We start from the raw sequence: 7732 nt of genomic DNA on the forward strand, positions 1-7732 counted from the left end.
GATTTTTTGATTGACATATTTAATTAACAAAAAATATTCGCCCATATAAATGGAGGTTGAAATGAATAAAAGATTAAAACAATGTCCCGTGTGCAATTCCAACCTGGATATCGTGGAATATCACTGTTCAAATTGTGATACTCACATAAAGGGCAGGTTTGGAGTTGGTGAATTTGGAGTTTTAACTGCTACCCAGCAGGAATTCGTTAAAACGTTTATTTGTTGCCAGGGAAATATCAAGGAAGTTGAGAAAGTTCTCAAGATTTCCTATCCTACGGTAAAAAACAGATTAGCGGAAGTAACTTCAATTTTGTGCGATAAAAAGAAACAAACAAAACCAGTGATTTCAGATGACATTCTGAAAGAGATCGATAGTGGTAAAATGACAGTGGAAGAAGCAATTGCTGCTATCAAGGCAAGGAGGTAAAAAATGCCAGTTATGAATTCAACGACTAAAATCGATGTAAAACCCGATCCCAAAATAAATCTGGAAACCGAAAACTTTGCAGTCAAAGTAATTGGCTGGGAAGAAAATCTGATTCAAATGGATATGGAGTTGGAATATCACTCACCTTCCAACGAAGAATTGACAATTGAAGATATTGTGAATATAGATTCAAATGAAGAAGATAATTCTGTAACTATTAAGATCAAAGATTCCAAAATACGAATAAGTAAAAAAACTAAGATCAAGCTGCATGTTCCGCATGTGTGTACTTTGAGTGCGAAAACTGAGAACGGTTCACTCAAAGTAAGAAATATTCAGGGAGAAAATAAACTCCAAAGTGAAAATGGTTCTATCAAGTTAGATCATGTGAATGGCAAATTGGAATGCCAATCGGAAAATGGAACAATAATTTTAGAATCTTGTAATGGTGATTTTTCTTTGATCACAGAAAATGGTTCAGTTCGCGCTGTCGAGAGTGAAGGTCCTTTTAAAATTCAAACTGAAAATGGCTCGATAAAATTGAAGAAGTGTATCGGAAGCTTAACCAGTGAAACTGAAAACGGCGCTGTCCGCATCCTGCAATCAGGCTTTGAAAGCGCAGAAGTATCTGCTATAAATGGTAGTATTATGTATGAATTCTTACCTATTGAAAAGGGACAGTTTAGTTTCCAGAATAATAATGGAAAGATTCAACTTCTAATTCCGGAAGAGTTGGAGTATAAAATCCAAGCTATGAATAAAATGGGAAGATTCCACATTAGTTTACCTGGAGATTATGAACGTGTTCAAAATGGAAACAAACATCAGCTTGAGCTAAACAAAGGTGCAGGAAATGTAAAGATTATTGCCCAGAATCATTTTGGCAGCATCAACCTGCTGAATCAATCGGGAAAGAAATTTGATTTTGATACAGAAGATTTCACCAAAATTTTTGATACGGTTATCGACCGACTTCCTGAAGATATTGAAATCGATACCGAGAAAATTAAATTAAAATTGGAAAAGGCAAAGGAAAAGCTTAACAACATCAAGCTTCCCGATCCTGATAAAATTCAAAAACATATTGATAAAGCTATGAAGGATGTGAACAAAGAAATCCGTAAAGTAAAGATCGATCTCAATCTGGATGATTTGAAGGAAAAAGCAAATGAAGCAATTACGACAGTAGTGAGCAACGTTAAAGATAAACTGAAAGATGAAGAACTTACAGATTCGGAACAGCGAGAATCGAACAAGAGAAGTAACCGAAAAATATTGGAAATGCTGCAGGAAGGAAAAATCAGCGTGGATGAAGCAGAACGACTTATCAAGGCGATGGAAGAATAGGAGCAGATGATGGATGAGAAAAGAAAAATACTAGAGATGGTAGCCGAAGAAAAAATTTCGGCAGAGGAAGCAGCGAAGCTTTTGGAAGCTTTAAATCCAGCTCCTGCGAAACCTGCTACAAAAGGTAAAAAGTTAATTTTCCAGATCATTCAGGAAGGCATTGAAAAACCAAAAGTTAATATCGCGATTCCTTTGAAGTTAGCAAAATTCGGAATGAGTTTTATTCCAAAAAATGGAAAACTGGATACTAATATCAGCGGAACCAATATTGATCTTTCCAGTATAAATTGGAAAGAAATAATGGAAATGGCAGCTTCCGGTGAAATGGGAGAATTATTATACATGGAAGTGGAAGATGAAGGAAAAACTGTGATCATCAGAGTTGTAGTGGAATAAAAATCATTATCACCTGTAATGAGCAGCCCAGGAAAACGTTCCACAAAAGCTCCTGGAAACGGGAGCTTTTTTATATTCAGTAAAACTTCAAAATGAAAAAACCTCGGTCGAAACCGAGGTTATTATGGCTCCTGAAGAGGGATTTGAACCCCCGACCTAGTGGTTAACAGCCAATTTTCAATTATGGTTAAGTGTCTAAATATTAGATATTTAAAGTAATTGAAAATCGATGTATGCAACAAATATGCAACGTTTTTTTTACTTTTTATTGCGCTGGGTCCTAGTGGCGACAGCCACTTTTCACTAGAAAAATGAATCAATATTTCTGCCAATAAAAGTCACTTGCAGAGGATTTGATTCAAATCAGTTTTTAAGCTTTTCATTTTATCTTTTAGCCCTTCTCCAGTATACAGAACTTATACACATTTATCAATATTAAAGAGTTAACATACAAACCAAGTGAATCTGACATCATATATTATCTATAGTATGAACAAAATAATTGACAATCTCCAGCAAGTATTAAAAATTGTACTTAGTGGAGGTGTGATGATAAAGACTCATATGCAATTAATTCAGGAACTAGATGAATATAGTTCACCAAAAGCAAAGATAACCAGGATGATCAAAAATAATGAGATCATTCAATTGAAGAGGGGGATTTTCCTGGATAAGGATGACAGGAATTATTCTCTTTTCAGCCTTTCTTCATTGATCTATGGTCCTTCCTATGTTTCTTTCCAGAGTGCCATGTCCCATTATGGGCTTATACCTGAACGGACACCTTCTGTAACATGTGCTTCTTTTAGTAAGAATAAAAACAAATCTATTGAAACATCTATAGGGAATTTTTATTATTTTTATATTCCAACTAAAGTATATCCTTATGATACTATGATAAGAGAAGAAAATAACCAGAATTACATTATTGCCAGCCCTGAAAAGTCACTTTCTGATATGCTTTATAAAGTTAGAGATATTGATAATATTAATCAGATTGAAGGATTGTTGCTTGAAGACTGGCGAATTGAAATTGAAGATTTGAAGAATTTGAATCCTGTTTCTTTAAATTTTCTGCTGCCTTTATATGAGCGAAAGATCTGCAATCTATTTTTGGATTGGCTGAAGAGGAATATTTATGCATAGTGCAATAGAATCAATGTTCAAAAAGTATAATCCAAAAAGTATTCAGGAAAACAAACGTGTTCTACACGAAATAATCCAGGAAATCGCTTTACTGGGTTTGTCCCGTTCTGGATTCTTCAGTAAAGCAGCTTTTTATGGGGGGACTGCATTACGCATCTTTCATGGACTTGACCGATTTTCAGAAGATCTCGATTTCAGTTTGTTAATACCGGATCAGAATTTCAAACTGAAGAATTATACTAAGTATGTACAGGATGAACTGGGTGCCTATGGTTTGAATATGAAAGTTGAAGAAAAAGACAAGAAGGCTGATACAGCAGTGAAATCAGCATTTATTAAAGGCGGTACTATAATTAATCTTATGGAGATCGAGTCGATTTCTATTCCAGTTAAAGGAATTAATGCAAATGAAAAGATCAAGATCAAACTGGAAGTTGATACAAATCCACCTCCAGGTGCAGAATATGAAGTTAAATTTCAACTTGAACCAGTACCTTACTCTGTAAGAATTTATTCATTGTCATCTCTTTTTGCCGGAAAAGTTCATGCTGTCCTTTGCCGAGGATGGAGAAGTCGTGTCAAAGGAAGAGATTTTTACGATTATATCTGGTATCTTTCAAAAAATGTTGAATTAGATATTCATCACCTCTCATATCGAATGAAACAAAGTGGACATTTAGAAACCGATGAAGAATTGACTGAAACTAAGTTGAGAAATAAACTTACAGAAAAATTTTCAAAAATTGATTTTGACCAAGCTAAAAATGATGTACTTCCTTTTGTGAAGGATCCTCGAAAGTTAGAATTATGGTCTGAGGATTTTTTCAAAAATATTACAAACGATAAATTAGTTGTACCAAAAGGTAATGATCATGTTAAATAAAATAAAAATTTACAAATCAGTTAACAGGTTGGATTCAAATTCAGCAATGTAACCTTCCTGTAACCAAAATGTAACCGTATAAGTAATAGTTTTGTAAACAGTTACATTATCTGGTTACAAAAACAGCAGTTTCAAAATGATTGATTTGAACGCAATTAACCAACATTTACCATTCTATTTGACTATTGTGGTGGAAACGATAGTTATTTTTAAGCCTTATTTTTTAGCACACTCAATTAAAAAAATGTCTTAAAATACAAATTTTATTACATTTTCTACCTTGCCATGATCCCCAAAATGCAATGCAGATAACAGGCAAAATCTCCAATCTCCTTCCTGTCTGTGCCCAATTTCTTCCTCCAGGAATTATCTTCGCCATTTTTCAGCATATTTCTGCTCAGAATATTGCAGCAGTCAATAAATACATTGTGAGCAGATGTTCGGCTTGATTCTTTTTCCATTTTTTCTTTGACTGAAAGCAGATAATAATCTGTGCGAATTCTGGAATAACGAATTGCATATTCTATTAGGTCATCAAGCAGATGCTGAAGTTTCGTGTCTTTGATTTCATTGTAAATTTGATTGGCTAATCCAATATTCAAAATTTCCTCCATCCAATAAAACACATTCAAATGAGTAATCTTATAATCTATATTTATAGCAAACTTTTCCTTTACAGAATCAGTCAATCAAAAATTTTGTGCACATAACTCGAATATGAAACGATAATCTCTTACTTAGAGTTGAAGGAGAAATTGAGCTAAGAAAAGCTTTTATACCACTTAAAAACGAATGCCCAAGGGTATTGCGTTCAAAAACAGGAGGTATAGAAGTGGAAAAGCGAATTTCACAAGTGGCTGAATTAGTAAGAATTAAACCAGAAGAAATGATCAATTGGGACAATCTCTATTCGATGAGGATGAACTGGGAAGTGTATGGTTTCCTGATGAGTCTTACTTTCTTTCACAACCAACACTGCGAAGAAAATATCATCGATATGGAAAAACTTAGCATGAACTGGAAACTGGAAGAAAGTCCCAGAGAAGATCTTTCATTAAGAGCTTTAAGAGTGTGTCAGAGAGCAAAAATTGAAACGATGCACGATCTTGTTAATTATCCCAGTATCGAGCTTTTCAAGATCAAATCGTGTGGACTTGCAACCATCAGAGATTTAAAAAAGTACATCATGAAAGCAATTCAAGTTATTGGATATGTACGGATTCCCGGATTGAAAGGTAGAAGGTCTCTAAAGGTCGTAAATGATGAACTTTTTACTGATTTTTCGGAAAATACTCGCAAAGACATTAAAGAGTGGCTAGGAGATGATGTAGCTTAATCTGATATTTTCCCCTGATTTAAATCCAAATCAGGGGGAAATCAGTGATGATTTTTTTTAACTAATAGCTAAAGGAGAAATTGAGCTAAGAGAAACTTTTTTACCTGCCGAAAAAACTAATGCCCTAAGGAGCATTACGTTCATTACAAGGAGGTAAAAAGTGGACAAAAGAACCGAGAATGTGATCGAGGTGGTCAGACTCAAGCCAGGTGATTTGATCGATTGGGATAAGTTGTACCACAGATGGGATCGGGAAGTTTACGATCTACTATCCAGCTTGATTTTTTTCAATAATCAGTATTGCGAAGAAAACAAAATTGATCTGGATAGACATTACTTGAATTATGATTTTAAAGAAGAAAGTTTTTCACCAAGAGCAACTTCAGTTTGTAAAATTGCAAAAATAGCAACATTTCAGGATCTGGTTAATTACCCAAGTACAGAACTGATCAAGATTAGGTTATGTGGACCTAAAACTATCCAGGAATTTAAAGACTACATAATTAACGCATTCCAAGTGTGGAATTATGTTTTTATACCTGGCTTGCCGGAAGCTAACGCACCAAGAATCATTAACATCAAACGTTTCTACGAGTTCAAGAAAAAGCAGAGACAAGATATTGAAGATCATTTCAGAAAGTAGTTAATCTAATCATTAAACTAAAAATCCCCCGAATTTCGTTTGAAATTTGGGGGATATTTTTGTCTGTAAATTTATAAATAGTTATTCATAAAAAATCAATTAATCAATGAATATAAGTTTACCAATGACCAACGATTAATTTACCAATGACTAACACTTTCGTTCTCAACTCCAGTTTCACTTTATTCTTTTCTGTCTCGATGTAGTTTTACGAAGGCGGATGAAGTCGAGTCCGAAATCTGACTTAAATCAGCCACAGGATGTAAGAATCTTCAATCAATTAATCCAACTAACAGCTCACAACCAAAAACTCATAACTTAAAAAGAATCCCTATGAGATCTCAAGGACAATAAAATATCTTATCTAAGAAGAAAAATATTTTTTTAAAAAAACTTTGACAACAAAATCCCTAAAGTTGAAATCTGCAAAGTTGTAAAAATTAAATCGAATTGAATCGGTATTATTGGAAATTGAAGCGGAGCTACATAATTAAAATCGATTTAAAGTTATTTCTATATTTCAATTTTATTGAGGGAAAGATGAAAAGGGGATTTTTTTTTATTAGTCTACTTATCCTTATTTGTTTTTTTTGTAATAGTTGTAGCGAACAAAAAACTACAGAAGTTACAGTTCAAGACAATAATCAAGATGAAGTTTATTCAATAGGTCCTCAATCTGGTCTTCTGGGAAATGTTGATTTGTTGCTTATACCGGAAACACTTCAAGGTTCTGCCATAGTAATAATAAATGGTCCTGGAAGTGCTATTGGTTACGATTTTCGCAATCTGGATAATTCGTCTATCATTTATTTTGGTGACAGTTACATTGCAGCTGGAGGAAACTCTCTACAGTCTGGGACCTTGATTCCGCTAAATGAATGGGTAAAAATTCGCCTTGTTATATATGAATCCGGATTGGCAGGTTGGGTAGTTACTTTTCTACAATATCTCGGATTGGATTTTTTTGACAGTGTGGAAGATTACATGATAGATGAAGTATTTGAAATAGAGGTTATATTAGAATCAGGACCGGATAAAATAAATGTGATATGGAGTGATTGGAAAAGAAAATTAAAAGAAATAAAATGAAGTAAATATATTTATATATATAAATATTTGTTAAGCACAATTTGTAGTAATAACTATTAATTAATGATTGGGAGGGAACATGCCAGAGAATAATGATACAAAAAAAGAAAAAAATGATAGATTAATACAGAAATTAACAGATATAATAGCAAACGCTGGCTTAGCATTATTTTCTTTATATAAGTTCGAAGGAGCCGTTTGGACTGATTCAAAAAATATCGACGAAGGACTGATAATGTCTTCTGAAGGTGTTTCTACTTTTTTCAGCACCTTAAAGTTTATCAAGAAATCAAAGTTTAACAAGTTATTTATAAATATGATTGATCAAGGGCTCTTTTTAGTTTTAAATGGGTAAATAGCATTTATTGATCAACCTGAAATCAAGTTTTCCGAGTAAAAGGAAGATAATAGTTTTAAAACAATCAAAAGTTTTAAATCCTCTTGCCTTTGCTTTAGCAGCCTGAA

At 33.5% G+C, this 7732-nt stretch carries 10 protein-coding genes; 9 read left to right on the forward strand and 1 reads right to left on the reverse strand.

Features of this window, described 5'->3' with window-relative positions:
• The first annotated feature begins 61 nt into the window (after positions 1-61).
• From K9N40_06940 to K9N40_06960, 5 genes are all read left to right on the forward strand, one after another.
• Positions 62-427, forward strand: a complete 366-nt coding sequence (locus K9N40_06940; GenBank protein ID MCF7814194.1) for a DUF2089 domain-containing protein — start codon at positions 62-64, stop codon at positions 425-427.
• A gap of 3 nt (positions 428-430) precedes the next feature.
• On the forward strand, positions 431-1774 hold the full coding sequence (locus K9N40_06945) for a hypothetical protein (GenBank protein MCF7814195.1): 1344 nt from the start codon (positions 431-433) through the stop codon (positions 1772-1774).
• Between the two features lie 9 nt (positions 1775-1783).
• Complete coding sequence (locus tag K9N40_06950) at positions 1784-2170, forward strand: hypothetical protein (protein MCF7814196.1); 387 nt, start codon at positions 1784-1786, stop codon at positions 2168-2170.
• 549 nt (positions 2171-2719) lie between these two features.
• The gene (locus tag K9N40_06955) at positions 2720-3316 is read left to right on the forward strand and encodes a hypothetical protein (protein MCF7814197.1); all 597 of its coding nucleotides are present in this window, start codon (positions 2720-2722) and stop codon (positions 3314-3316) included.
• Positions 3309-4199 carry a nucleotidyl transferase AbiEii/AbiGii toxin family protein gene (locus K9N40_06960; protein MCF7814198.1) on the forward strand — a complete coding sequence of 297 codons (891 nt, stop codon included), beginning with the start codon at positions 3309-3311 and terminating at the stop codon, positions 4197-4199. Before K9N40_06955 ends, K9N40_06960 begins: the two co-directional genes overlap by 8 nt.
• Positions 4200-4474: 275 nt before the next feature.
• Here K9N40_06960 and K9N40_06965 read toward each other — a convergent pair whose 3' ends face one another.
• Positions 4475-4801 carry a hypothetical protein gene (locus K9N40_06965; GenBank protein ID MCF7814199.1) on the reverse strand — a complete coding sequence of 109 codons (327 nt, stop codon included), beginning with the start codon at positions 4799-4801 and terminating at the stop codon, positions 4475-4477.
• Between the two features lie 230 nt (positions 4802-5031).
• Here K9N40_06965 and K9N40_06970 point away from each other — a divergent pair, with 230 nt between their 5' ends.
• The 4 genes from K9N40_06970 (at position 5032) to K9N40_06985 (ending at position 7622) form a co-directional block, all read left to right on the forward strand.
• Positions 5032-5535, forward strand: coding sequence for a hypothetical protein (locus tag K9N40_06970; protein MCF7814200.1), 504 nt, complete (start codon positions 5032-5034; stop codon positions 5533-5535).
• A 160-nt stretch (positions 5536-5695) separates the two neighbouring features.
• Entirely contained in the window at positions 5696-6178 is a 483-nt protein-coding gene (locus K9N40_06975; GenBank protein MCF7814201.1) for a hypothetical protein, read from the forward strand.
• 540 nt (positions 6179-6718) lie between these two features.
• Complete coding sequence (locus K9N40_06980; GenBank protein MCF7814202.1) at positions 6719-7267, forward strand: hypothetical protein; 549 nt, start codon at positions 6719-6721, stop codon at positions 7265-7267.
• A 79-nt stretch (positions 7268-7346) separates the two neighbouring features.
• On the forward strand, positions 7347-7622 hold the full coding sequence (locus tag K9N40_06985) for a hypothetical protein (protein MCF7814203.1): 276 nt from the start codon (positions 7347-7349) through the stop codon (positions 7620-7622).
• The last annotated feature ends 110 nt before the right edge of the window (positions 7623-7732 follow it).

The sequence above is a fragment of the Candidatus Cloacimonadota bacterium genome, from assembly GCA_021734245.1.
Lineage (GTDB): Bacteria > Cloacimonadota > Cloacimonadia > Cloacimonadales > TCS61 > B137-G9.